Origin of the sequence: Spirosoma foliorum (assembly GCF_014117325.1) — a bacterium.
Lineage (GTDB): Bacteria > Bacteroidota > Bacteroidia > Cytophagales > Spirosomataceae > Spirosoma > Spirosoma foliorum.
In genome coordinates this window covers 2,676,518-2,699,112 of sequence record NZ_CP059732.1, presented here as the reverse complement: position 1 = coordinate 2,699,112, position 22,595 = coordinate 2,676,518, and the positions used below count along the sequence as shown (strand labels likewise).

Genomic DNA, 22,595 nt, shown 5'->3' with positions numbered 1-22,595 from the left:
ATAGATTTGTGGTGTCGAAGCCAACTTATCTACTATGTAACCCCTATGTAAACGCAAATCTGCGAAGAAAAACTCATTGAAATCTTTATCACTGTGGATGATTTTGTTACCCCGTTCGAGCAATGGCTGGCTAGTCGTACCCTAACCGAGTCAGGACAACCCACTCGGCAAACCGATCTGACAGCCAGTGAGATTATCACCTTGCTCGTCTATTATCATCATTCGGGCTACAAAAACTTCCAATACTATTATCAGCGACTGGTCTCAACCAGATGGCTACTTACTTTCCTAAACTGGTCAGTTATGGCCGACTTATTGAGTTATTGCCCCGGCAAGCAGCCACCCTGCATATGCTAACCAAGTATCTTTGTTTGAGCAGTAAGCGCACGGGTTGCTACTTTGCCGATTCGAAGAAACTGCCCGACTGCGACAATAAACGTATTACTAGTAATAAAGTCTTTGCTGCTATCACTGGGCGGGGTAAATCCTCGACGGGCTAGTTTTATGGTCTCAAACTTCATCTTATTATCAATGAGTTAGGCCAGATCATGAACTTTCTCATTACACCTGCCAACGTTTCGGACAATAATGATGCGGTGTTACGCCAATTATTGGGTCGCTTCCAGGGCCGCTGTTATGCCGAAAAAGGCTACTTGAGCAAGCTCTTCGAGGAGTTTTATCAGCAGGGCTTACGACTGGTGACCAAAGTACGCAGCAATATGAAGAACCAACTTCTGGAATTGGATGATAAGTTACGTTTAAAAAAGCGGCCTTAATTGAGTCGGTGTATGATATTCTAATGAGTGTACAGGATGTAGACCACACGCGTCACCGGTCTCCCCTGAATGCGTTGGTGCATACAATGGCCGGTTTAGTAGCTTACCATTTTTATGATACCAAACCCTGCGTATTTGTTAAGCCTGTTCAAATCTAATCCCGAATTCACGTTACTTAGCTTTTTGTCCAAAAAAAAGTAGCAAGACTAATCGTTACCTGATATTACTTGGTAGATATGAGTCAAAAAACGCCCTGGCTGCTGCCAGAGCGTCTTTATGTTGAAACAATAATATTCTGTAGGTTATCAGCTACAAAAAACAAATATTATGACTTCGTAACGGGAATACGCGTGCCTTTATCGTCCCCACAATGAATAACCACGTACTCGAATTCGCCCACTTTTGTCAGATTCTGCGTTGCTTCCAAATGGGTAATGGTTGCACCAGCTGGTACTGAATGTTCAATTGTAACGGGGAAAACGTTAGCAGGATGAAATGGGGGTGTTCCTTTTTTTAAAGTTGGAGCAACAATCCCAGAAAACGCTTCTACTTTGACAACTAGTAGAGGTCCAGCTATTCCGTTTTCTTCAACGGCAGAGGCCGATTTGTAACAGCTCATAATACAAATAGTTTAGGATTTAAAACTTGGAGTTAAAAGTGCATATATATTTATTCTATTGCGAAAAAAAACCTTTTTTCTACCGTTAAAATAGAATCTAAAAGCCTCTAACCAGTGATGGCTGTAGGTTTGCTTTATTGCCTTTGTATAGACACCGACCCATAAAAGGGTCAAGTCAGGAGCGTATTAGGGGGCAAAGGTGCTTCCCGGTTATAAACCATTATATCAGCAATCTTTTGTGAAAAATCAGGGTCCTCCATAGTTTCAAGCAGGTAAAGTGCGCCGTCAATACCTGAGGTGACACCACCTGTCGTTATGATATTCCCATCGGGCACAAAACGTACATTTTTTACAAGCATGATATCAGGATACTGCTCTTGGACATCGCTTATTGAGAGCCAATGTGTTGTTGCTCTCCTATTGGCTAGCAAACCAGTTTTTGCGAGAATGTAGATACCTACACAAACAGACATGATGGTTATTCCGGTATGTTGAGCCTGCTTTTTTATCCAAGTGATTAACTCGTTAGAGACGCTACCAAATCCCTCTGGACTATCGGTAGACATGATCTTTCCTGGAATGACGATAATATCGGGCTGAGGGCTATTACTGAGTGCATAGTCTGGCGTTATGCGCACTGTCGAATGTTCGCTTCTGATTTCATCAAGCGACTCAGCAACCGTGAATACCTGGTACACGTTCTTGTGCTGATTGTAGCGATTCGCTTTTACAAACACATCGATCGGGCCATTCATATCAATCAGTTCAAAACCTGGATAGACCAAAACAGCCACATTTATTTTCGTCATGGTGAATTATGTGGATGAGCTTTTTAAAAAGGTTATGTTGTCAAGACCATATAGAAGGTTGCAGTTACGCCCGCTTTTGATGATCCATGATCTACACTTCGTATCACGCTACCCGTGATAGTAGGAGTTTGTGCCACAGCGTTGGGCCAGATAGGATCAATTAGACCAACGTAATCATAAACCCACTTGTCGGTAGCAGTACCCGGTATGCCGTTGCCGGTCATTCTCAAGAACGAATTTTTATCTTCCGAGAAAATGGTCCCTTTTAGGGTCATTTCATACCCTTCTCCCATGTTGAAAGTACCCTTGATTGTCCCATCTGCATCTGAAATGGTCATGATACCTCTGCCAAATTCTAGCTCATTAAACTCGGTCTGTAGCACCTTGTTATTTATCAGGCTCCGGTATAAGTAGATGCCGCTTATGTTTTTTTTGTTCATAAGTTTTTTAGGTATTTGTTTCGGTATCTTGCTTAATGTAGGATGATATTGAATGCATAAACTGACGAAAAGGGTAAAATCAATGTCAGCACAAATTTTTCAAAATCTACTTTTGAAATTAGATCGTGCCCTGAACCTGTTTCAATTTTATTTGAGTTTGAGCAACAAGTATTCGGAGCAACTTGGTACGAAAATCAATGCGCCATCGTGGAATTTGTGGATGCTCCAAATGCTCGCTGAGCATAATGAAAGTAACCATGATCATAGCGAGATTGTGGCCGTTTGGCAACAACATAGGCCAAAGCATTAAGGCCCAACCAGAGCCCACGCACCATGTTCCATGCATTAAACCAAATAAAAATGCATCACGGTATGCGGGCCATCCAAATACGGCTAACCTCCTATGATCGTGCCCTTGATTAAGGCATCGCTGTTTTATTGGTGAAAATTGCCATATCACTGCAATAAAAAAAACGCCTAATGCTGGTATATAGGACATTGGCAGAAGCAGATTCAAGCTTATAATTGCACCGACCATAAAAACACCTACAAGCATCCAGGCTGATACATAACCAAACACAAATAGTAAAGAAGTTAACAAGCGATTCTCCTTAAAATTTTGTATACAAATATATTGAATCGGTACAATTAATTTAGGTAACATCATTGCAACTACCATAATTCCCCATCCAATTAGTTGCGATGAAAATGGATTCATTTCTAGTAACATTTGAAGTGATGCAGTCGATGGACCAGAGGTTGAAACATGACAATGCTCTATTGTCATTATATGACCTGGATTGATCAGAAGTAAAACCCAAACAAAAAGACTTATGCTTATTATTACAAGGTTAATTGTAATACGATTCTTCCATGAAAGCTTCATAGATCAATTTTTAGATTATTGACTCACACGGTAAACCCCTATTCGATCAATTGTAATTTCATCGCCTTTATGTAAAGCGTCTTTAGCCTTTACCTGAACATTTAGTGAGTCAATATCAATATTACCAGCTAGATGCAAATCATCAATAATGTTTGTGATATTGAATTTGAAAGTAAGGCCAGCACCACCATGAAAATTATTCTTCATTGATGCAGATAAGAGACCAAAAAGTGATACTGACTTTACAAACTTTTCATTTACATAAACAGAAAGAAAGTTTGAGTCGCTACCCCCATTTACACCTTCTAATTGAAGAAAAACTTCATCAGGAATGCTCGGAATAGGCGCTATAAAAAAACTCCTTGAAACAGACTCCCATGCTGTCGTATTAAGTTTAACAGTGGCTTGCGTTTCTGAATTTTTTATTTTTAGGGTTCCACTGCTTGCTCCAACTAATTCAGTTTTTCGATCATTAGTCATTTTAATTACATTATGCAAATCTCTTATACCTAATTTTGCAAATCTTTCACTTATCCTCATAGGCTCACTTGGTGGGGCTTTTTCAAAAGAAGTTAACGAGAGATCATCATAAGTATAAGAATATGTTGTACCATTATACTTCAAATTATTTGTACTTTGAGTGTCCGCCGGAGTATAAAACCATGGGTTTCCTTTTAAATCTAAAGGCATAGCAAAACGTGAATTACCATGAGCAGAAGGTCCTACCAACCAACTAGGCTTAGAAGAATTCTCGTTTTTCCCAGTTTCATTCCACGCTGCCCACATTCGGTCAACATTCGCATGATGCAGATAAAAAACGGGGTCGAGAGCTGCTGTATTAGGAACTCCCATCAAGCCTGTTTGCTTTTTCTTGTTTCGACCACCTACCATTCCATGAACAAAATTGTGAGGGTTCATCTCGATATCTCCAGTTTCCGAACCGCCTTCATGCATGAATCCAGTTTCACCCCCACTATAAAAGTAGCCTGTTGAATCACCTGGTCCTAGTGGGGCAGGTGAAGACCCGTCACTGTAAATTGTATCAAATTGGCATATATCATTTGCAGAATTTTCTGCATTACCAATTTCTATTATTGACCCATACCTTTCTACTACATGTAAGGGGTTTGGTTTACCATCGGGTAAACTAACATCTGTGAATGCCGGAGGGATATTTTGTTCTGTATTTTGAGTAGATTGGTTTAGATAGTTCCAATAAGGCAGTGCCCAGTCCTCAGGGCCTTTTAGTTGATTTATTATTATATCGCGAAGAATATTTTCAATAGAAACTAAATACCCCCTATGCCAAGGTAAAAAATACCAGGTGGCATGCTGGCACTGGTCCCAAAAAAGATCTGTCAATTTTTGGGCTGGGATCTTGTCTATTTTGGCAGTAGTTGCAATGTATGATATATTTATCCAGTTTAAATATTGGTAGTCGGGAAATGACGAAGGTATCATAGATGCAGGCAATAAATATTCACCATGAATCGCAGCGTAGAACCACCAACTAGTCGGGTCGCTTATTGGTCGGGATTGCATTACTTGAACGGCTTTTGCATACCACAATAGATCGGGATTATCGAATGTACCGTTATTATTCCAAGCATTTTTTCTCGTGAATGTAGCCATATGTGATTTTAGAGGTTTGGGAAGAGGGTAATGGGTATAAGTAAATATTGAAAAAATATGAGAATTTATTGTACCTCATTTACGTGCAAGTAATTATCGAGTTTAACCTTGATAAAATATCATTTACTTATTAAGCTATAAAGAAACAAACCTCCTTTTTCCGAAAGAACATTTACATAGTTTTCAGCACTGTATTAGCGGAGCACTTCGTATTCATTTTGTAGCTTGATATACTGGACGCACTTGCGTAGCTTTCACTAATCCACTCAAGCATTGATAATAACTGTGGATGCTCATTCAGCCAGTAAAATTCTAAACTCGTCCTCTCAATTTCAAGGGGGAAAATACCCTTTTTTCAAATTGTGATAGATATGATTTCATCTTACAATTTTCTCCGATAATTTTATAGTTCACTGTTCCTTTAAAAGCCCTATTCTTGAAGCAGATGAATGAAGATTTTATCGTCTCATAGTGGGGAGCGTTTCCCGAGAATTTTCATATTTCATTGGTTACCTTATCGTTTACCACAGTCCAGTGGACCCGCTCATTCGTTGCTGCAGCATTCTGACCAGCTAATCCAGTTCAATCAGTATGTGAGACAATATTGCTAGGCAGTTTTGGCTAGAGCAGAAAGCGAACAAACTGTATAAATCAGTGAATTCACTAGTGAAAATTAATTTGAAATAGAAATCCACGCCTTTTTCTACCTATACCGCTTCAAGATCTAATTATACCGCATTAGGCCTATTAGACAAAGCGTCAAATAAGGCTGTCCTTGATGTGTAAAAACGGCTGTTATCATTCTGTATTACCTTGAATGAAGCTGACCTGGTCAATCTGATAAACCACCGTTCACCATCCCGATTTACCTCCAAGCCTGTTTTGGTTGTAGGATTGGAAACCATTGAATTAATTTAGGGTCATTTTAGCTTGAATGTACGTTTACCCATGCAGCACAACAACCCATTAGAGTCAATAACAGCAGCCCAAACCCACATGAGAGACCAGTTCCGTAATGGCGCTACGGGGGTACTTGTCTCAGGAATTGTCTGGCTCACAACAGCGGTTGTCCTCAACAGATTTTCAACTAAACAGGCCATCTGGGCACTCCTGGTCGGCGGTGCGCTCATTTACCCCATTAGTACGCTGATCGACCGACTAAGCGGTACCAGAGTGCCAACCCACCAAAGCAACCCCTTAACTGGCCTGGCTATGGAGGGAATCTTTTTTATGCTGATGACCATCCCAATCGCCTACGGACTCTCACTCCAACGGCCCGAGTGTTTTTTTTCAAGGCATGGCCCTAATCATCGGTGGCCGCTACTTAACGTTTCGCACCCTGTATGGCAACAAACTATACTGGGTATTAGGAGGTCTGTTGGGCCTATCGGCTTATGGTTTATTTATTACAAACATGCAACCATTGGTCACTACACTTATGGTTGGATTCATCGAAGTGATGTTCAGCGTTGTGCTTTTTTATGACTTCTCCTCGAAGAAAAAAACAGAGTCGGTGCGGTTGTACTCATAGTGTGATCGACACCTGGTTGATACAATGCGAACCGACCCAGCTACAAGGAGCTTACTGATTGAAAATCCAGTTAGCTATTATCAACCAGATAGGCCAGGTCTTGAGTGTACATTATACTGATTGATTAAGCCAGTCCTGAAACCATAAAGTAGACCTTAAGCAGAGGACAATCTTGAGTAGAAACACCATGACGACTCAAAAAAAGACGTCTAAACTGTCCTTCAATCAGGAATGAGCAAATGCTAGGAGTAGATCATAATCACCTTTGTCAGCCGCTCGAACAGCCGTCAAATAAGCAGCACGGGGTTCCCCTTTATAAATCAAGTTCTGACTACTCCGGGTAAAAATCTCACCACCAAACAGACGTTCAATCACGACATCGGCTGCTAAGCGAGAGTGACGACCATTACCATTTGAAAAACAATGGATGGCGACTAAACGATGTTTAAAGCGGATCGCAATTTCATCTGGACTGAACGTCTTATGCTCAACTCAATAACGACAATCATCGAGTAGCATGCGTAGTTCTATGCCAATCTGATATTTATCGACACCGATATTTTTATTGGTGTTGCGAAACGAACCGGCCCATCGCCACACACTGCCAAACATACGCCGATGTAATTCCTGGATGAATGGCTCTGAGAGAATTTCGTCTACAGTAAATTTCCGTCGGCGTCGTATGAGCCATAAGATATACGTATGGGTACAAGGTGAACGGCGGAACATACTATATGTTCAGGTCCTTGATGTTTATAGCAGCAAAATCTTGGACCGGCTGTCCCAAGGCAGCATTCGTCAAATTGACCTGATCAACCTGCTACGACGAGTAAACCAAAGTCATCAACTGAAAGGGGTCATTCTGCGTAATGATAACGGCAGTCAATTCATTGCTCATTCGGTGCGTAACTTTTAGAAAAGCTCAGAGCTTAAGCAGGAGTTCACCCACGTGGCCACACCGGAGGAGAACTCTTACATTGAAGCCTTCCATAGCATTCTGGAATACGATGTCATTAAACGGAATGAATTTTCCAGCTATTACGAAGCTAAAAAGACGTTACGGCGTTATTTTTCCCATTACAATTACATCTGCTTCACCGTTCCATTGGATTTGTAACAACCCGGCAAAAGTGGGAGGAATCCGAGGTGGTTTACGACAAAACCTTTTCAGAAAATCTGTCTAACTAATAAGGGGGCTAAGACAAACCTTATAATGGTGTCTTCGCTCAAGAGTTGGCTAGATGGAGCCTTGATTTTGAAAAAGCGTCTCGTCCTGAATCACCTCTGGGCTTTGTGCCCGTAGCCAAACGGTGGGTATTGGAACGGACTATTGCTTGGGCGAATCACTTCCGAAGGATTGTCAAAGATTATGAATACACGATATCGTCTTCGGTTTGCTGGCTGTACTTAGCCAACATTCAGATTATGTTGCAACGGATCATTTGATTGGCAAAAGATAATTCCCAAACACATTCTTAGGCAAAGGCGCACTTGAAGCAATATTTTTTATCTCGATAAAGCGGGGATTTATTTGTGTTTTCTTTGAGCCAATCCAGATAACCGTCTAATTCAGGGCCACCTATATTTATAGTGAACTCAATTCCTTTAATTGCCAGCACAAAATATATTTCTTTATGATCTGTAACTAAAAAATCAGATTCAAAAAACCATATCTACAAAGCTTCCATCTGAGTAAAAGAATTTTTCATCCTCAGCTTAGATTTGGCGGACATGATAATCCCATAGATGTATGCCAAGATTATATCTGACGTAATTTCTTAACAAATCAAATTGATTGTCACTAATCCAGAGCTCCAACCACTCTTTATTGTCTAATAGCCGTTGCGCGAACGATTCTAGTGCTACCTTACCCAAGAATCTAGCAATCTGAGAGTTATTTTTCTCAGGGCGCTGCACATATGGAACAATCAGGTGATCTACCATTCCGACATGATGAATTGGGCGGAAAGAGGATCAACAGTAACTACATTCATCCCTTTATTCGAAATGTAAATTTCTCCCTCAGAGAAAGTTATAGTACCTAAAACTTTCTCTGAGGGAGAAATTCTACCTCGCTTGGATTCAATAGCATTACGATGCCTCAAATTTTTGAAAAACTCCTGCTCAAGAAGTACTTTCTCTATTTTCAAGGCGAAATATTGATTACATCTATCACATACAACACCCGTAGGCAAAACATGTGATTTATTGCCTAGTGATTCAGGAACAATGTGTTCAACACTTCTAGAGCCTGAGGAATCTTGCTTACAAAAAATACACCTCATAGGCTGTATATGAGCGAGAAGAATTTTGCTCGTAATAATTAACAAAGTTACAGACACGCATATTTCTGGAAGATGTTTTACTACACTACTTACAGAAATACATGTTACTCATTATTTAACTTTCTATTTTATAAAACATTACAGATAGACGAAATTATTCTAATGCTTCACTTCTTCCCCCTCCCATTTACCAGTCAACTTCCAAAATTCGTAACACACTAACCATTCCGCAATCCAAGGTATCGTATAAGCGGCTACCGATGTGCGATGAGTCCACTTAATATCTGGTGGATAATGTAAACATAAAGCGCCGTTATTATACATGTGAATGTCATTACCTGGCTTTATTCGATGACTATTGATGAAGACCTGAGGGGGAATGCCCGGCACATATTGAATTGTCAAGCTATACTCTTCGCAGTCGCTAGTTGGCCTAATCTTTCCCTTACACGTAAGCGTACTATTTCGAACGGTAAAAGCAAATACACCAGGATATGTCTGCTCAATCCAACGTTGTTGAAGGTAGTTTGTTCCAGCGGAGAACTGTGTAGAATGCAAAGGAAACGCCTTTCCACCAAACCGACGAGCAGGTTGATTTTGTACAGGAGCGGGTTCAAAGGTCGGCTTTACAGTCGATGTAGTCCCAAGTGTACCTAATCCGGCGGCTTGCGCGAAAGGCATGAGTCGATTAGCTTTCTCAACTTTAAATCGGTAATCACGTTGTTCAGCAAGCAGCCGTTTGATTCTAGTTTCTCCAAAGGCTCCTTCTAGTAAAGACTCTCGCAAAGTCAGATTTGTCGATGCTTTGATTGAATCCCAAATTCGTTTTAGGTTTCTTATGAAGCCCAGAAATGCATCGAAAAGCTTACGATCCTCAAACCATTTCTCACTGAAATTTTCTTTAGGATTGGCTGGATTCGGAACAGAAAAAGGCTCAATTCGGCCAAAGAGATTGCGTGGCTTTTGCTCAATATAACTGATGATGTGATTAATTGCCTCAAATACAGATAACTCCCCGCTATAAGCTTCGGCAGCTAATGTTGTCAATATAATACTGGCCGTGGCTAATTCTTCCTGGTCGTAGAAGTATACGTCTCGTCCGCGTTTCAAAATCTGTACGGCCCGTTCGAGCGGTGCCTTTAATTCGTACGGAAGTTCGGCAGGTAGGTTTTCGCTTGCACGGATTTGCATGTTACGAGCATCAAAAGCTTTTAGGAGTAATTCTTGGCGTTCAGGAGCCAACTTCGCTTTAGCCGTAAACCAATCACCATAACCAATAGGGTTACTCGCAGTCCAGTCTTTTGTCTTACAATCAGGTACAATAATTCGGTTGGGCTCGTAGTATGTCTCCTGACAGCCCACCATAATATCCATATGAAAGTCGTTGGCATAGGTAATCCGAATACAGCGATTCTTCCGCTCAACCATACCTTTGTAGGTTTCATTTTCACGTAGCCGACGTTCCAACTGGTCCAGAACTTTCATGGGATCGTAGTTCTTACCTGTTAGAAAATCCAGATGGACGACAAAATCTAAGTCGAATTCATTTCTTTTATATGGCTTAGCAGTAGTTCGAATTCGAAAGGAACCCTGCGGATATACATTCAGAAGAGCCGTTTTAAAGAACATTTCGTCGCGTTCAACCCAATCGGCGACAGTTTTATAGCGCTCTTCTGCTAAGCGTCGGCGGGTTGGGTCTAACTGTAGGCTTTCCCCTAAACGGTTTAATAGGTCGTCAAGATCACTAATTTGAAATTCGGAACCCGATGGTGTTGCAAATGGGGTTGCAGGTATCATTACGGTGAGTGTTTAATGGTTAAACAATTTATAGTCTTTACTAATCAGCAAGCGAGCGTGTTCTCCAATCTGAAATGGTTTGCGCTTTAATCGTTTGTCATGCCCTAACATCAAAATACTCTCTTCATCAACCCAAACGTATTGATCGGAAGGAGTGTCTTTCAGTTGTCGCATAGCTTTCTCCTGTTCGGAATTCAGTTTCACATCAAACACTTCATGATAAAGTAACTCCTGACATTGAAAATGAGCTGAAAAGTGAAAGGTTGGCACCGTGTACCGATATTGAGTTGCTATAGGGACGAAAAGATCGGCAGACAGGAAGCCAGGTCTAATTAATTCTTCAATGAACTCACGCTGTTGGTCAACTTCACGGTCCTCACGACTTTCATACCAGGTTAGAAAGCGAAGCAATTTGCGAGCTGGCACGCGAACACGCAGATCATGTCGACTTATATCGTCAATCTTCAGACAATCGTCGTCAAGCACCCCTAGTTCAGACAGAATTTTGGCAGAAGGGTATACCTTTCGCACACCGCCAACTGGTTGATATTGGTCAATTCGACGTCCTTTAATCAGTAAATATTCGCCATCTATATAAATGCGGTATAGATAGGCGATGGAAATCCGAAAATACTGATTAGGACTCGCCAGTAAAGAAGCTCGCCATAACGCCAATCGCTGGCCCCTCGGCAATCGATCAGAAAGAAAGGTATCTAGTCGATTCGACAAAATATTTACGGCTATGTTAGAACCTGTGGAAAGAACAAATTCGGTTAGTGCCATTGATAAAAGAAGTTAGATTGTGTAAGCGGGATAACAGATTTATTACCCCGCTTACGGTTTAAAGGCTTTTTGCTATGGCAATTGCCACAATCAACAGACAAACAATTGCAGCCAGAGTCATCAACTGACCATTTTGTCCGCTGGCCTCAAATTCTGCTACATTTAAAAATCTTAAGCGAACAGAATCGCCAGAAGTAATTACATTTGAATTCTGCATTTTTCAATTAATTTGGTTAATGGACCAGCTATGTGGCCATGAGTACAAATACGGTTAACCTCGTGGAGGATAAGGATCATGCCCGTAAGAGTCACGTCGATTGATCTGACCATCTTGGTTATGAATGATTAACTCAACCTGCTGGTGACGAGCTATATTGCGACCGACATCTATAGCATCTTGTTGTGTGTCGACAAGACGAGTTGCTCGTTGTCCGTTAGCACGTTTTACGGCCCACTGATCACCACGGGGCACAATGTGTACGTTTGATTTTGCCATATTTAGAAGCGTTTATTAATAGAAGTAGCAACCGTGACATTACCCCTTGTCACGGTTGCTACTTCTATTAATAAATCACCTCGCTCAAACGTGATTAATCAACAGCCAATATGGTCAACAGTATATCCGACCCAGAGCTACTCAAACTGATTGCCCAGCAACAAGACGAGATCGAACGTAATAAGGCATTTGATATTTTCTACATTAGGCACCGGCCATTTTTGTGGAATGTCCTATCTCGTATATGCCGTGAAGACTCATCTGATGATGAAGTCAAACGAGCTATACTGCAGAACACATTTTATCAAGTTCTGATATATGCTGGCTCTTTTCAAGCAGACTCTGAAGGTACCCCTGAAGTAATTGAGCGAAATGTACAAGGCTGGCTAATCGTTATAGCTAGACAGGAATATCAACGCCTGCTCAGTGATCGTCGATATCCGCCTGATGATGCTATTAATGCCTTTAAGATAATGAAACAGGCTTCAAACTCATCATCAAAGGTTACCTATAAAGAAGACTTGGTGCAACAGGCATTGGCAAAGCTTAGTCCGCGCGATCGGCACATCCTTTTGACTTATTACAATTATTATGAAAAGGGAAAGGGAAAACAAGCCCGTAACCTACCCCCAGATGTTTTAGAATCACTTGCTCGACAATACAACGTGAAGAAAGATAACCTTCGGAAGATAATACAGCGAGGTAATGATGCTGTAAAACAGCATATTGAAAATCAACTCAAAGCCGATAATCGAACCTTATATATTAAGCGCGATGAACAATAACCCGCTCAAAAATTCTCACGAGCCGGATTCCGATGCTTTTGAGCAGATGTTCCATCAGTCGCTCCAGCAGCACGGATTCATATTCCCTGAAAACGCAGAAGATATTGAAGCTCTCCGTCAACAAGTTTTAACATCAAATATACCTGTTCCTGATGACCTTCCAAGCTCAGCAAGTATTCTTAATCAAGGTCGAATTGAGACTATTAAAGGTTGGAACTTTGTCTCGCAGCCTGAAGATGAAGCAGCCATTTCGTGGCAGCGCTTATTAGCTATGTTGAAACAAGTGGGGTTTTCGGAAGTTTTTGTCAAAAGACGTTTATTACCTACATGGGCGACAGATATAATAAATCGTTTCGATAGTAATGATGAATCATATCAGTTAGCAATAAAACAAACACTAGCTAAGGTTGCCAAAATTTTCTCTATATCTGCCGAAGATATTGTTGAACTACAATCGCTTCCTTTACCTGCTTATCAGCACTATAACACTCGTTACAAAAAACCTATCAATACAGAGGTAACTGATATTGCTGCTTATACCCTTTATGCAAAAACGCTAGCCGAAATCCTCTTAAAAGCAAGTGCAAATCTGCCAGTAAAATCCATCCCAACTGATTATCACGAATTTCGTTCTCAAGTAGAAGTCACGTTCGGTCCGCTTACTTTTGAAAACACGTTACGATATGTTTGGTCACTAGGAATTCCTGTCTTGCCATTAACCGATACTGTAAATTTCCACGGTGCCTGTTTTCGAATTAGTGGGCGTAACGTAATTGTGCTTAAGCAAAATACTACATCTATAATTCGCTGGCTATTTGATTTGTTACATGAGGTGAAGCATGCATCAGATTATTTGGATGAAACAGTACGAGAAGTAGTTGAAACTTCTGCTCTCTTCTCGTCCGAAATGAATCTTTCAGATGAAGAAAAAGCTGCCAATCAATTCGCGAATGATGTAGTCTTAGATGGGCGTGGAGGAGAATTAGCATTCAAAGTAGTAAAAGCCGCCGGTGGTCGGGAACAGGCATTAAAAGCGAAAGTAATCGAAATAGCTAGTCAGGAAAATGTTCCCCCAGGAGCATTGGCAAATTATCTTGCATACCTTTTAAAGCTTCAGCAAAATCGGAACTGGTGGAGCACGGCTGTAAGCCTTCAGCCAACAAATCCAGATCCTCGTCTTACTGCTAAAACCATTCTAAATGAGTACATTCGCTTTGATATATTGAGCATAGAAGAGAAAGAAATATTAGAGAATGCATTAAGCTAGATTTATAAAAATCCACATGGCAAATGACGATCAAATAATCTTACCTAAAATAAGCTGCACTAGTACTAGGTGTGAGGAAGATCTACATTGTTTTCGACCTAAAAAAGGGAAACTAAAGATTGAAGATTATCAAGGTGGTAAATGTCAGGCTTGCGATGCTGATGTTGTGGACTGGAATAAAGTGTATAATCGTGACCTTAACGATACCGATACTCTTTTTGCTGCTTTACGTAAAGAGTATATCCGTCATCTTTTCTGGACAATTAAGTTGGATCAAAAAGTAAGTTGGAGAAAATTCCAAAAGGGACGTGAGCAAATGCAGAAGGACATTTATAAGCGGCTTCAGAGCTCAATAAGTGATTCAGGTAGAGAGTCTATTTGGGATGGCAGGCAGACTCCAATGACACCGAAAAACATTATATATTGTGCTCAACATGCTACGGCAACTTGTTGCCGGAAATGCATTCGCTACTGGCATAACATCCCCTATGATCGTGATTTGACGGAAAATGAATTACAGTATCTGACCGGACTAGTAATGCGCTATGTTGACATTCGTCTTTTCGAAAGTCCTCCAGCAGGCACTCAATTAATACTTTCTTTTAGTTGATGAATTTATGGCCTTAATTAATACGTATGAACATTCGGAGCAGCTACGAAAAAAGGGGTTTAATAAAGAGAATGAACAAATACTAATTACGCAATTTTCTGGTAGCGCTCAAAGTAATGATTTGACATTGCCTTATAATTGCTCTGGGTATGGTAGGGTTCACCATTTTCGTAGAGAGTCTTCGGCAGGGTTTCCTGAAAACTCTTTGCCGATTGACCCGGCACATCATGCTTTGCAACTTCCTTTTGAAAATCTTGTACGTGTGCAAGTATTTCAGAACGCTGTTTGTAGTTGGAGATGTTGGTACTGTTTCGTTGATTACAACTTGTTGAGCGGTAACCTCAAGCATGCTGCTTATTTAACTGTTGAGCAACTACTAGACCTTTATCAGGCAGAAGAGCAACCATTACCAATTATTGATTTATCGGGTGGTCAACCTGATCTGATTCCGGAATGGATACTCTGGTTCACGGATGCTGTCCGTCGCCGGGGGTTAGTAGGAAAAGTATATGTATGGTCAGACGACAATCTGAGTAACAATTACCTATGGGAACACCTATCGAAAGAGGAAATCGGCCGACTTGCAGAACCTAGCCTTTACGGGCGAGTTGGTTGTTTTAAAGGTTTCGATCCAGAATCTTTTTCATTCAATACAAATACTTACCCAGAGCTATTCGACCAACAATTTGTAATAATGAAACGGTTAGTGGAAAGCCGCCTAGATATGTATGGTTATGTTACTCTAACAGCGCAAACAGCGGATAGCTTACAGAATAAAATGATTAGTTTTATGGATCAAATACAGGAAAGAATTCATCCTAATTTTCTCCTGCGTACTATTCCACTACCAATTAAAACATTTTCACCATCTATACCTCGAATGGCCTCCCTTCACCACCAAGCTATTAGTATACAGCAAGAAGCCGTTGCCGTGTGGAATGATGAATTGCAGAAGCGATTCACAGCCGAACAGCGCTATAAACGTGTATTCGAGCATATGATATGGGATTAAGCAAAGAAAAGAAGAGTGTTGATGCTTCTTATCAGAAACGCCTTGTAGCCCGTCTACAAAGAGTGCATCAGCGTCATTCTGGTGATATACTGCCTTTAGCCAATTATTTAGATGAAAGTTTAGGAGCCTTCCCTACGGATGTTGAGAAGGCTCTTAATCAAGCACTTATTCCTTATTCAAGTAATTATACATTCGAACAGGTAACGAAAAGACGGGCAGTGAAAGACACCTCTTTTCTAGCCGATGAGCATCCCAATGACTTCGATTGGCGTTTTGACCTTGAAACAGTTAATTATCTTGTAAAGCGTGTCGGACGCAACTTTAATTCAAACGAACGAGTCGCTCTGTTCGGAGTAAAAACCATACTACCTGCGTTAGTCGAAGGGGGAGTCAATACGGTTTTATATGAACGTAGTACCTCGCTTATACAAGACTTTTATCAACAAGGATATGCTAGTTCAGTTATTCAGCACGACCTATTAAAACCAATTTACGATGGTCGAACAACTTATGATTTAGTCGTGGCGGATCCCCCTTGGTACCTTGATTTCTACGAAGCATACCTTGATAGAGGATCAGAACTATTGGAAATAGGAGGTGAATTTTGGCTCAGTGTCTTACCTTCTCTAACTCGACCTTCGGCCTCATCTGACCGGCGAGCAATTCTGGGAATTGCAACTCAACGAGGATTTCAATTAATGAGAAAGATACCTAGGGTATTAATTTACAAAACGCCAGCTTTTGAACGTCACGTATTGAGTATCAATGAAGTGAAATGGGATAATTGGCGATCAGGCGATTTATGGATTTTTAAGAAAGTAAAAGATACTTTGATAGCTCCACAACATGCTCTACATTTGAATCAAGCCGCTTGGACTGAATACCGGATAGGATATAAAAAGATACAACTGCGTAAGGAAAGCGATGACCGACAGGGATACTTTAATTACTGGCCTACCAATCCAGATGGAAAGTTTTTTCATTCCGTGTCACGTCGTGCTACCGAGCGAAATCAGATAACTATATGGACTTCTGATAACATAGCTTTTACAGTCGTTTCGGTTCATAAGTTAATCCCATTCTTAGATTTTCTACAATCTGGTTATTCTTTATCAGAAACAATCAATCGAGTTTTCAGTGTGCAGTCGCTTGCCCAGGCAGAGCAACATAAAATTGTTGCATTACTGAAAGAACTTGACATTTCGACAGAATGACACGCTCTACGAATCAATTATTCATTTCATATCATCACGAATTGTCCCAAAGGGGCAAGCTTATTACAGTACTTCACAACAATCTTCATTCCAACAACTTCTGGTCCACTAGAATTGAGCAATTGACTCAAGATCAGTCCATTAAGATACACTTAGGTATCTTTGTAGAACCGTTCTTACAGTATATTTTTGAAGGTCGTAAAACTGTTGAGTCAAGATTCTCAATCAATAAGACTGCCCCTTACGATAAAGTAAATGTAGGAGACGTTTTATTACTAAAGCGTTCTGGTGGACCCATTATAGGACTTTGTCAGATTTCCCAGATTTGGTCTTATCAGTTGACTCCTTCTCTATTTAAGCAAATACAGCGGACATTTTCTTCTGCTCTATGTGTAGAAGGGTCTGATTTTTGGCAACGGAAGAAAGAGTCTCAATATGCAACTCTGATGGCTATTGATGAAATAGCTTGCCTAGATTCATATTTGTATATTGATAAGCGGGATCGTAGAGGCTGGGTTATTTTAGGTTAATACTCAAATTATGGTAGTAGCATTCTCCGGTAGAATTGGCAGTGGTAAAACTACATTAACCACTGAATTAGCAGATCAGTTGGGATGGCCCCGAACTAGCTTTGGCGATTATGTGCGCTTACAAGCAATGCAAAGCAATATTGACCCAACCCGTGAGAACTTACAGAATTTAGGTGAAAAACTTTTGGAAGAAGATCCCAGACTGTTTTGTGATAACGTTCTAAATCAGATAGTATGGCGATCTGAAGGCAATCTTATCATTGATGGAATACGTCATGTTCAGGTAATCAGCTTAATTAAAGAGTTGGTGAGTCCATTTGAGATGATTCATGTCCATATTGAAACAGATGTACAAACCCGTTCCGAACGACTCTATCTCCGTTATTCATCTGTTGAACTTCAAAAAATAGATAATCACTCAACTGAACTTGATGTTAAACATGTATTGGGGGAACAAGCAGATATAGTTATAAAAGGTGATTCTACAATCGCTTCTTTAGTCAAAGAAACTCGAGAACATTTGAAGTTATAAGGAAAGTATAAAAAAATATGTCAATTGCTTCCTTTCTAATCACCCGTTTAGTTTGAGATATAGTACCATATAAGCTTAAATACTCAAAGAAGTGACCTAAATTAAAGAGGCTACCTCTTTGAGTATTTAAAAATAATGATCGATTTTTCTAACTAATTTATTAGGTCACTTAGTAGGATTTTTGTTAGTCAAGCTAACATACAAGTCTATTTCTCTGCGTTTTAGTCCATCTATTTTTTGATTTATATGGTTTACTAGGGATGATATTTTTTCAATTTTTGCTATTATCCCTTCAATTTGTCCATCTATAATTGCAATTTCTTGATTGCATTGCTTCAGCTGCTTTTCGGTTAAATCTTTATCTGTTGTACTCGCTGAATGAGTAGTTTTTTGCTTTATAAGGACTTTGGTGATTTCAAGTGTATCTGAGCTTATTCGAGAACCATTATTTTGACGATCCATTTTTCCTATTTCTGAAATTGCACCTCCACTTTCTATGATGATTTTGGAAAGGTCTTTGATTTTATTTTCTAGAGATCCTTTCGATTTATTTAGAGTGCTTAATTCTGACTGCTTAGCTTTTAATTCTGTATTTAAAGCTTCTAATGGTGCTTTTATAATTGATTCTTCATTTTTTCTTACTACTTCAAGATCGGCAATTGAGCTTTTTATGATTTCTAATCTAGCTTTATCCTCCTTGCTAATAATTGAATCTTTTTCACTTTGCCGCTTTTTAGGGTATACATAAATCATAAATTCCTCAAACTCATACGGCTGTAATGGGGCTGTTCCATTGTATCTTTCATGCGTTTCAAGATATTTGTTGTATCCGCCATTCATGTAAGTTGTATATGACTGTTGTAAGGCTTCGCTAAGATAAATTCGCACTCCACGAGGTTCATATATTTTAAGCAATAGCAAGGAAATAAATATAAATAGTAGTAGAGCCTGGATCGTCATCTCCGCTCTTGCCGCTTCGCTTGTCTCTAGAATTGGATTGATAACTTTACTACGCTCAACCATCGAATTTTGAGGAATGTTTATTCCCCATTTCTTCGCCAAATCAGAATACTTTTTATCTTTTACTAAACTATCGAAATCTTTTAGGGAGTTTTCTTTCTCCTTTAGAAGGTGATTTAACTCATTTGCTTTAGTTTTTTTCTTTTCTTCTATGGCTTTGGCAGTTTCTCCCTTTCCTTTCCTTCTTGTAATTCCAGCTCCTCCGATCTCTTTTATCTCTTCATTACTTGCTGAGTCTAATTCTTTTCGTACATGATTTATCTTTGCATCGGCTTTAAACTCAATACTTGTTCTTTTATTAGAAATAATAGCGCTTGATTGTTTTTCAATTGCCAGGTTTATATCTTTATTAAATACTAACTGAGTTAAATATGGTGCCGTAAAAAACAAAGAACCCCCGGCCAACAAGGTCCGAGTTAATACCGCAGCTGAAAGAACTTTGTTATCAGTTACTTTAGATAGATATTCCAGCATCTTTCCAAATTGCCCGTTCTTTACAACCTCCTCCTTTTCTTCCATTTGATATATTTTCTCATCATAAAAGGTTTTACCTCTGTCGAGTAAAACTAACATTGTATCTAAGGCCCATACTATAGTGAATACAATAAGTCCGAGGCTAATTCCTGTGAACCAACGAATTGTCTCATCATCCGCGAATAGCCAGCCCAAATAGCCCCAAGATATTGACTCCAAAAAAGCCATAATAAATACATTAGATCGTGTAATATTTAGCCATTTTTTGGTGGTTTTGGTTAAGAGATTTGCTCCATTAACCTTGTAGGAAAACACTTCTCGTAAATTAAACTTACTCACAGAGTTCGTTTTCATGGCAAATCATGTTAAATGGTTTTACATTTATTTAGGTTTTACTTTTTTTGTAAAAAAAATCAAATAATAGAGACGCGCAATTTTTAAACGAAGAAACCAATAAAGGCCAACCTACTAATCAATAAATCAGTTTATTGATTAAGATTTAGCAAAGAATTGCCTTTATTATGGCAATAATGCATAGTTGATATAGTGAATGATTTCATAATTGAGTTTGCAACATGAAATCATGAAAGCTGACTTATTGGGGTTGATAAAAAAAGAAGCTATAGTTGATAAAGACCCACTGGCGAGAGATATTGAGCCCCTTAAACGTACTATAGCTTAATAAGTTTCAGTGTTTTGAACTGCCCATTTTGTGATACCGTTAAGAGATAAACACCTGCCGGGTAGCCTACTCCGAATTGTTCTTCGTGTTTACCCTCGACCAGCACCATTCTGGTTTCAATGGGTATGCCAAGCGGTGAAACAACTTGAATAATGGCTTCGCTTGTAGGGTTACTGCTTCTGATTTTCAAGTTAAAAACCGAAGAACTTGGATTCGGAAATACCACAATGTCTAGTTCACCCTCCTCAGTTTCTGAACTCAGAAGCGAGCCCGACGCAGCTTCCCGCGCACCACTCAATTTTTTGATAGTGCGACCGATGTAGGACGTGTAACCCAAAGTGGCACAGTTTCCATTTACCGATAGGCTTACCCAACCCGAAGGCACGGCATCTCCGCAGATATTCAGTGTCGTGTTTATTGGCAAGCCCGTTAGTTTCTTGATCGTGCGGCTGATGTATGAGGTGTAGTTCAAGGTTGCACAATAGCCATTGATCGATGTAGTTATCCAGCCTGCAGGTACGGCATCCCCGCAGATCGTAATGGATGTACCGGCTGGCGCACCATCGATCTTCCGAATAGTGCGGCCAATGTAAGACGTATAATTCAACGTGGCACAATTACCGTTGATGGATGTCGTCACCCAACCTGCAGGCACGGCATCTCCGCAGATATTTAGCGTCGTGTTATACGGCAATCCGTCGATCTTTTTGATCGTTCGTGAGATATAAGACGTATAATTCAGCGTGGTACAATACCCATTGACGGCTGTGGTTATCCACCCGGCTGGCACATTGTCCCCACAGATTGTGATGGATGTTCCGGCTGGTGCGCCGTCGATTTTCCTGATCGTGCGCGAGACGTACGACGTGTAGTTAAGCGTGGAGCAGTAACCGTTAATCGATGTGGTAACCCAACCTGCAGGTACCACATCCCCACAGATAGTGAGCGTCGTGTTATACGGCAATCCGTCGATCTTCTTGATCGTCCGCCCGATGTACGAGGTGTAACCTACGGTGGCACAGTAACCGTTGATGGAGGTGGTGACCCAACCTGCCGGAGGGTTGTCACCACAGATGTTGAGCGAAGTACCCGGTGCCAATCCGTCAATTTTTTGAATCGTCCGGCCAATGTAGGACGTATAGCCATTTTTGGCGCAGTAACCGTTGATGGAAATAGTTATCCAGCCAGCTGGTGGCAGGTCGCCACAAATGGTTTGTGTTTGGGCGTACCCAATCGTGACACTAACAATCAGTAGAAGTGTAATCAAATTTTTCATGGGTTCTTGGCGTTTAACTTTCTTTGGGTAAAAAGATGACGGGGGTTGAGTCCCGCCAGCCTTCTCCTTCGATTAACTCGTCAGCGTTTCTTCGACGCATCGACTGCGTTGATCAGCGATAAAACCGGGAGGCTGCTGGAATGGACGATGATGTAGACCGAAAAGCGGTGCCCGGCGGTGTGACCAACGTATTTGTCACTCTCGCTGGAGCGTTGGTAAAATTGGTCGTAAGCCGACGATACTCAATTGCACGTGATGAGGTAGTCACTCGGCCATTTATCATTTCTTCATTAATGACTGAATACGTGACAGTTTCGGTTTTGCCCGCCCGATCTTGGCTTATGAGCTGTACCCGCGTTGAAACGCTTGTCACTACTGAGTGGTTAGCGGTGCTGTGCAGCCAGCTGTCTCCGCGAGTAGGCGTATAATCATTGCCAAGTGGTCCGGTAAAGGCGTAACCTCGCGGCTGAACAGCCAGGCCCAACTCTACCCGACGTTTGTTAACATACCAGATGCTGCTCTGATAATAGCGGCCATTGATTATCGGAAGAGCAGTGAACGTCGTGCTGACTGTTTGGCCATCAGCAATGGTCACCGTTACACGAAACGACAATGGAACTGCACTGACAGTCGAAACCGCGCCGAGAACAATCTGCCTATTGGACCAGCTAAAAAAGGAAAACTGATAGCTGCTCTGCGTTCCTGAAGTCGGCATAATCGTAATAGCCTTCCCTGTGGCGGTACCGAAATTCGCACCCTCAATGATGATCTGATTCCTCACATAATCCACCGGTACAGATGTTGCAGGCATTGAGGGAGGGCATTCATCGCAGCTGGTTCCCCGTAGCTGATTAATAACCGGAGCTGGAGCTGCCGACCGTGCACTACCACCTGTTGTACTCCCCAGACCAGCGAGAAGATTACCTTCAAACAACGTCTGCGGTTGTTTGCTAGATGGCGCAAATGAATCTGGCTGTGTTTCCAAAGTGCTCTGATTACAGGCACCTGCTAAAATTACCAGAAGAGCGAAAATAAATGGTTTGATTGGCATAGGGGTAATCGGTTAGGTTTCACTGTTGCAATCGTCTTTACTCTCCGATCTCCGCTGCAGTCGGTTAGCTTCGGCTTAGACTTAATAC

24 protein-coding genes and 2 pseudogenes are annotated in these 22,595 nt (G+C 40.8%); 11 read left to right on the top strand and 15 right to left on the bottom strand.

All coding sequences use genetic code 11. The features are described from left to right. The first annotated feature begins 75 nt into the window (after positions 1-75). Positions 76-934, top strand: a pseudogene (locus tag H3H32_RS38425) (IS982 family transposase). Positions 935-1,101: 167 nt separating this feature from the next. Here the strand turns inward: H3H32_RS38425 and H3H32_RS11330 are convergent. From H3H32_RS11330 to H3H32_RS11310, 5 genes are all read right to left on the bottom strand, one after another. Further along, entirely contained in the window at positions 1,102-1,395 is a 294-nt protein-coding gene (locus H3H32_RS11330; RefSeq protein ID WP_182462810.1) for a hypothetical protein, read from the bottom strand. 170 nt (positions 1,396-1,565) lie between these two features. Next, positions 1,566-2,204 (bottom strand): DJ-1/PfpI family protein, encoded by a 639-nt coding sequence (locus tag H3H32_RS11325; protein WP_182462808.1) that lies wholly within the window; start codon positions 2,202-2,204, stop codon positions 1,566-1,568. Positions 2,205-2,236: 32 nt separating this feature from the next. After that, positions 2,237-2,644, bottom strand: a complete 408-nt coding sequence (locus H3H32_RS11320; protein ID WP_182462807.1) for a hypothetical protein — start codon at positions 2,642-2,644, stop codon at positions 2,237-2,239. 118 nt (positions 2,645-2,762) lie between these two features. Further along, positions 2,763-3,530 carry a copper chaperone gene (locus H3H32_RS11315; protein WP_182462806.1) on the bottom strand — a complete coding sequence of 256 codons (768 nt, stop codon included), beginning with the start codon at positions 3,528-3,530 and terminating at the stop codon, positions 2,763-2,765. A 15-nt stretch (positions 3,531-3,545) separates the two neighbouring features. After that, on the bottom strand, positions 3,546-5,162 hold the full coding sequence (locus H3H32_RS11310) for a tyrosinase family protein (RefSeq protein ID WP_182462804.1): 1,617 nt from the start codon (positions 5,160-5,162) through the stop codon (positions 3,546-3,548). Positions 5,163-6,110: 948 nt separating this feature from the next. Between H3H32_RS11310 and H3H32_RS38225 the strand changes: the two are divergent. Together H3H32_RS38225 and H3H32_RS38220 are read left to right on the top strand one after the other, a co-directional pair. Further along, positions 6,111-6,440: pseudogene (locus H3H32_RS38225) on the top strand (DUF7010 family protein); the annotation flags it as partial. 19 nt (positions 6,441-6,459) lie between these two features. After that, positions 6,460-6,693, top strand: a complete 234-nt coding sequence (locus tag H3H32_RS38220) for a DUF7010 family protein (RefSeq protein ID WP_374191822.1) — start codon at positions 6,460-6,462, stop codon at positions 6,691-6,693. Positions 6,694-6,918: 225 nt separating this feature from the next. Here the strand turns inward: H3H32_RS38220 and H3H32_RS38215 are convergent, their stop codons facing one another. After that, complete coding sequence (locus H3H32_RS38215; protein ID WP_374191834.1) at positions 6,919-7,122, bottom strand: hypothetical protein; 204 nt, start codon at positions 7,120-7,122, stop codon at positions 6,919-6,921. A gap of 63 nt (positions 7,123-7,185) precedes the next feature. Next, positions 7,186-7,422: a hypothetical protein gene (locus H3H32_RS11295; RefSeq protein ID WP_182462802.1), complete on the bottom strand. Its 237-nt coding sequence runs from the start codon at positions 7,420-7,422 to the stop codon at positions 7,186-7,188. A gap of 220 nt (positions 7,423-7,642) precedes the next feature. Here H3H32_RS11295 and H3H32_RS38210 point away from each other — a divergent pair, with 220 nt between their 5' ends. Continuing rightward, positions 7,643-7,810, top strand: coding sequence for an integrase core domain-containing protein (locus H3H32_RS38210; protein WP_182462800.1), 168 nt, complete (start codon positions 7,643-7,645; stop codon positions 7,808-7,810). An 820-nt stretch (positions 7,811-8,630) separates the two neighbouring features. Here the strand turns inward: H3H32_RS38210 and H3H32_RS38205 are convergent. The 5 genes from H3H32_RS38205 to H3H32_RS11260 form a co-directional block, all read right to left on the bottom strand. Further along, positions 8,631-8,978, bottom strand: a complete 348-nt coding sequence (locus H3H32_RS38205; RefSeq protein ID WP_182462798.1) for an HNH endonuclease — start codon at positions 8,976-8,978, stop codon at positions 8,631-8,633. 159 nt (positions 8,979-9,137) lie between these two features. After that, positions 9,138-10,775 carry a nucleotidyltransferase domain-containing protein gene (locus tag H3H32_RS11275; protein ID WP_182462797.1) on the bottom strand — a complete coding sequence of 546 codons (1,638 nt, stop codon included), beginning with the start codon at positions 10,773-10,775 and terminating at the stop codon, positions 9,138-9,140. Positions 10,776-10,787: 12 nt separating this feature from the next. Next, a complete protein-coding gene (locus tag H3H32_RS11270; protein WP_182462796.1) occupies positions 10,788-11,558 on the bottom strand; it encodes an SMODS-associated NUDIX domain-containing protein in 771 nt (256 codons plus the stop codon). Between the two features lie 58 nt (positions 11,559-11,616). After that, positions 11,617-11,775: a hypothetical protein gene (locus tag H3H32_RS11265; protein WP_182462794.1), complete on the bottom strand. Its 159-nt coding sequence runs from the start codon at positions 11,773-11,775 to the stop codon at positions 11,617-11,619. 54 nt (positions 11,776-11,829) lie between these two features. Beyond that, positions 11,830-12,054, bottom strand: a complete 225-nt coding sequence (locus H3H32_RS11260) for a DUF2188 domain-containing protein (RefSeq protein WP_182462793.1) — start codon at positions 12,052-12,054, stop codon at positions 11,830-11,832. A gap of 110 nt (positions 12,055-12,164) precedes the next feature. On the opposite strand from H3H32_RS11260, the gene H3H32_RS11255 reads away from it, so the two are divergent. From H3H32_RS11255 to H3H32_RS11225, 7 genes are read left to right on the top strand one after another with little or no spacing between them, the layout of a single operon-like run. Beyond that, positions 12,165-12,839 carry an RNA polymerase sigma factor gene (locus tag H3H32_RS11255; protein ID WP_182462792.1) on the top strand — a complete coding sequence of 225 codons (675 nt, stop codon included), beginning with the start codon at positions 12,165-12,167 and terminating at the stop codon, positions 12,837-12,839. Further along, a complete protein-coding gene (locus H3H32_RS11250) occupies positions 12,829-14,106 on the top strand; it encodes a hypothetical protein (protein WP_182462790.1) in 1,278 nt (425 codons plus the stop codon). Before H3H32_RS11255 ends, H3H32_RS11250 begins: the two co-directional genes overlap by 11 nt. Positions 14,107-14,122: 16 nt before the next feature. Beyond that, on the top strand, positions 14,123-14,716 hold the full coding sequence (locus H3H32_RS11245) for a DUF4186 family protein (RefSeq protein WP_182462788.1): 594 nt from the start codon (positions 14,123-14,125) through the stop codon (positions 14,714-14,716). Positions 14,717-14,723: 7 nt separating this feature from the next. After that, positions 14,724-15,728: a hypothetical protein gene (locus H3H32_RS11240; RefSeq protein ID WP_182462787.1), complete on the top strand. Its 1,005-nt coding sequence runs from the start codon at positions 14,724-14,726 to the stop codon at positions 15,726-15,728. After that, positions 15,719-16,942 (top strand): hypothetical protein, encoded by a 1,224-nt coding sequence (locus H3H32_RS11235; protein WP_182462785.1) that lies wholly within the window; start codon positions 15,719-15,721, stop codon positions 16,940-16,942. Before H3H32_RS11240 ends, H3H32_RS11235 begins: the two co-directional genes overlap by 10 nt. Continuing rightward, entirely contained in the window at positions 16,939-17,472 is a 534-nt protein-coding gene (locus tag H3H32_RS11230) for an ASCH domain-containing protein (RefSeq protein WP_182462784.1), read from the top strand. Before H3H32_RS11235 ends, H3H32_RS11230 begins: the two co-directional genes overlap by 4 nt. 10 nt (positions 17,473-17,482) lie before the next feature. Continuing rightward, a complete protein-coding gene (locus H3H32_RS11225; RefSeq protein ID WP_182462782.1) occupies positions 17,483-18,004 on the top strand; it encodes an AAA family ATPase in 522 nt (173 codons plus the stop codon). A gap of 165 nt (positions 18,005-18,169) precedes the next feature. On the opposite strand, the gene H3H32_RS11220 is transcribed toward H3H32_RS11225, so the two are convergent. From H3H32_RS11220 to H3H32_RS11210, 3 genes are all read right to left on the bottom strand, one after another. Next, positions 18,170-19,852 (bottom strand): hypothetical protein, encoded by a 1,683-nt coding sequence (locus tag H3H32_RS11220; RefSeq protein ID WP_182462780.1) that lies wholly within the window; start codon positions 19,850-19,852, stop codon positions 18,170-18,172. 317 nt (positions 19,853-20,169) lie between these two features. Further along, complete coding sequence (locus H3H32_RS11215) at positions 20,170-21,456, bottom strand: T9SS type A sorting domain-containing protein (protein WP_182462779.1); 1,287 nt, start codon at positions 21,454-21,456, stop codon at positions 20,170-20,172. 112 nt (positions 21,457-21,568) lie between these two features. Next, positions 21,569-22,507 (bottom strand): hypothetical protein, encoded by a 939-nt coding sequence (locus H3H32_RS11210; RefSeq protein WP_182462777.1) that lies wholly within the window; start codon positions 22,505-22,507, stop codon positions 21,569-21,571. Positions 22,508-22,595: the final 88 nt, after the last annotated feature.

Coding starts and splice junctions, on each gene's coding strand:
- H3H32_RS11220 (WP_182462780.1), bottom strand. CDS start 19,852: ATGAAAACGAACTCTGTGAGTAAGTTTAATTTACGAGAAGTGTTTTCC.
- H3H32_RS11235 (WP_182462785.1), top strand. CDS start 15,719: ATGGGATTAAGCAAAGAAAAGAAGAGTGTTGATGCTTCTTATCAGAAA.
- H3H32_RS11210 (WP_182462777.1), bottom strand. CDS start 22,507: ATGCCAATCAAACCATTTATTTTCGCTCTTCTGGTAATTTTAGCAGGT.
- H3H32_RS11315 (WP_182462806.1), bottom strand. CDS start 3,530: ATGAAGCTTTCATGGAAGAATCGTATTACAATTAACCTTGTAATAATA.
- H3H32_RS11225 (WP_182462782.1), top strand. CDS start 17,483: ATGGTAGTAGCATTCTCCGGTAGAATTGGCAGTGGTAAAACTACATTA.
- H3H32_RS11330 (WP_182462810.1), bottom strand. CDS start 1,395: ATGAGCTGTTACAAATCGGCCTCTGCCGTTGAAGAAAACGGAATAGCT.
- H3H32_RS11320 (WP_182462807.1), bottom strand. CDS start 2,644: ATGAACAAAAAAAACATAAGCGGCATCTACTTATACCGGAGCCTGATA.
- H3H32_RS11260 (WP_182462793.1), bottom strand. CDS start 12,054: ATGGCAAAATCAAACGTACACATTGTGCCCCGTGGTGATCAGTGGGCC.
- H3H32_RS11245 (WP_182462788.1), top strand. CDS start 14,123: ATGGCAAATGACGATCAAATAATCTTACCTAAAATAAGCTGCACTAGT.
- H3H32_RS11250 (WP_182462790.1), top strand. CDS start 12,829: ATGAACAATAACCCGCTCAAAAATTCTCACGAGCCGGATTCCGATGCT.
- H3H32_RS11230 (WP_182462784.1), top strand. CDS start 16,939: ATGACACGCTCTACGAATCAATTATTCATTTCATATCATCACGAATTG.
- H3H32_RS38205 (WP_182462798.1), bottom strand. CDS start 8,978: ATGAGGTGTATTTTTTGTAAGCAAGATTCCTCAGGCTCTAGAAGTGTT.
- H3H32_RS11270 (WP_182462796.1), bottom strand. CDS start 11,558: ATGGCACTAACCGAATTTGTTCTTTCCACAGGTTCTAACATAGCCGTA.
- H3H32_RS11215 (WP_182462779.1), bottom strand. CDS start 21,456: ATGAAAAATTTGATTACACTTCTACTGATTGTTAGTGTCACGATTGGG.
- H3H32_RS11275 (WP_182462797.1), bottom strand. CDS start 10,775: ATGATACCTGCAACCCCATTTGCAACACCATCGGGTTCCGAATTTCAA.
- H3H32_RS11265 (WP_182462794.1), bottom strand. CDS start 11,775: ATGCAGAATTCAAATGTAATTACTTCTGGCGATTCTGTTCGCTTAAGA.
- H3H32_RS11295 (WP_182462802.1), bottom strand. CDS start 7,422: ATGTTCCGCCGTTCACCTTGTACCCATACGTATATCTTATGGCTCATA.
- H3H32_RS11240 (WP_182462787.1), top strand. CDS start 14,724: ATGGCCTTAATTAATACGTATGAACATTCGGAGCAGCTACGAAAAAAG.
- H3H32_RS11325 (WP_182462808.1), bottom strand. CDS start 2,204: ATGACGAAAATAAATGTGGCTGTTTTGGTCTATCCAGGTTTTGAACTG.
- H3H32_RS11310 (WP_182462804.1), bottom strand. CDS start 5,162: ATGGCTACATTCACGAGAAAAAATGCTTGGAATAATAACGGTACATTC.
- H3H32_RS11255 (WP_182462792.1), top strand. CDS start 12,165: ATGGTCAACAGTATATCCGACCCAGAGCTACTCAAACTGATTGCCCAG.
- H3H32_RS38220 (WP_374191822.1), top strand. CDS start 6,460: ATGGCCCTAATCATCGGTGGCCGCTACTTAACGTTTCGCACCCTGTAT.